Source organism: Dankookia rubra (assembly GCF_004355005.1).
Classification (GTDB): Bacteria; Pseudomonadota; Alphaproteobacteria; order Acetobacterales; family Acetobacteraceae; genus Paracraurococcus; species Paracraurococcus ruber_A.
In genome coordinates this window covers 1-1,218 of record NZ_SMSJ01000280.1, presented here as the reverse complement: position 1 = coordinate 1,218, position 1,218 = coordinate 1, and the positions used below count along the sequence as shown (strand labels likewise).

General features: G+C 67.2%; 1 protein-coding gene. It reads left to right on the top strand.

Going from position 1 to position 1,218, the window contains the following annotated elements:
- The gene (gene tuf, locus E2C06_RS36550) at positions 1-1,212 is read left to right on the top strand and encodes an elongation factor Tu (RefSeq protein ID WP_133293398.1); all 1,212 of its coding nucleotides are present in this window, start codon (positions 1-3) and stop codon (positions 1,210-1,212) included.
- The last annotated feature ends 6 nt before the right edge of the window (positions 1,213-1,218 follow it).

Here is a 1,218-nt window from a genome sequence, read left to right as displayed (position 1 = left end):
ATGGCGAAGGCGAAATTCGAGCGGACGAAGCCGCACTGCAACATCGGGACGATTGGTCACGTTGACCATGGCAAGACGTCGCTGACGGCGGCGATCACCAAGATCCTGGCGAAGACGGGCGGTGCGACCTTCACGGCCTATGACCAGATCGACAAGGCGCCGGAGGAGAAGGCGCGCGGGATCACGATCTCGACCGCGCATGTCGAGTACGAGACGACGAACCGGCACTACGCGCACGTGGACTGCCCGGGCCACGCCGACTACGTGAAGAACATGATCACGGGTGCGGCGCAGATGGACGGCGCGATCCTGGTGGTCTCGGCGGCCGACGGGCCGATGCCGCAGACGCGCGAGCACATCCTGCTGGCGCGCCAGGTCGGCGTTCCCGCCCTGGTGGTCTACCTGAACAAGATGGACCTGGCCGACCCGGACCTGGTGGAGCTGGTCGAGATGGAGGTGCGCGAGCTGCTCTCCTCCTACCAGTTCCCGGGCGACGACATCCCGATCATCAAGGGCTCGGCCAAGGTGGCGCTGGATGACGGCGACGCGGCGATGGGCGAGAAGTCGATCCTTGAGCTGATGACGGCGGTGGATGCCTACATCCCGCAGCCGGAGCGGCCGCTCGACCGCGCCTTCCTGATGCCGATCGAGGACGTGTTCTCGATCTCGGGCCGCGGCACGGTGGTGACCGGGCGGGTCGAGACCGGCGTGGTGAAGGTCGGCGAGGAAGTCGAGATCGTCGGGCTGAAGGACACGGTGAAGTCGGTGGTGACCGGCGTCGAGATGTTCCGCAAGCTGCTCGACCAGGGGCAGGCGGGCGACAACGTCGGCGTGCTGCTGCGCGGCATCAAGCGCGAGGACGTGGAGCGCGGCCAGGTTCTGGCCAAGCCGGGCTCGATCAGCCCGCATACCGGCTTCAAGGCCGAGGCCTACATCCTGACGAAGGAAGAGGGCGGCCGGCACACGCCGTTCTTCACCAACTACCGGCCGCAGTTCTACTTCCGGACCACGGACGTGACCGGGATCGTCAAGCTGCCGGAAGGCGTCGAGATGGTGATGCCGGGCGACAACGTGGCGATGGACGTCGAGCTGATCGCGCCGATCGCCATGGACCAGGGGCTCCGCTTCGCCATCCGCGAGGGCGGCCGCACCGTCGGCGCCGGCGTCGTCGCCGCGATCACCGCCGACAAGCCGGCCGCGGCCAAGAAGTAAACGTCT

What these genes read in the sequence shown, in the direction of transcription:
- tuf (WP_133293398.1), top strand. Translation starts at nt 1, where the DNA reads ATGGCGAAGGCGAAATTCGAGCGGACGAAGCCGCACTGCAACATCGGG.